The 392-nt window shown below is 64.5% G+C and carries 1 protein-coding gene; it reads left to right on the forward strand.

Going from position 1 to position 392, the window contains the following annotated elements:
• Positions 1-392: NAD(P)(+) transhydrogenase (Re/Si-specific) subunit beta (locus AB9K35_RS02060; RefSeq protein WP_369924221.1), on the forward strand; the 392-nt coding region annotated here is incomplete at both ends.

Below are 392 nucleotides of genomic sequence, written 5' to 3' on the forward strand. Positions count from 1 at the left end.
ATCGCGGGCATGGCGCTGGCGGTATCTGCCACCCTCATCGGCCCCAGCTCAGGCATGTGGCTGCTGTCGGTCCTGCTGATCGCGGGCGGCGGCATAATAGGCAGGGATGTAGCAAAGAAGGTGCAGATGACCGAGATGCCGCAGCTGGTGGCGGCGATGCACTCGCTGGTCGGCCTCGCCGCGGTGTTTGTCGGCTTCATCGCCCATTTCGAGATCGGCAATGTGGCGGCCGCCGCGGCGGCGGGCACGGCAGACGAGCTCGGCACCTTTGCCAAGCTGATCGCCAAGAAGACCCCGGCCGAGATCGCCTTTTTGCGGGTTGAGCTGTTCCTCGGCATCTTCATCGGCGCCATCACCTTCACCGGTTCGGTGATTGCCTTTGGCAAGCTGGC

Origin of the sequence: Leisingera sp. XS_AS12 (assembly GCF_041224635.1) — a bacterium.
GTDB lineage: Bacteria > Pseudomonadota > Alphaproteobacteria > Rhodobacterales > Rhodobacteraceae > Leisingera.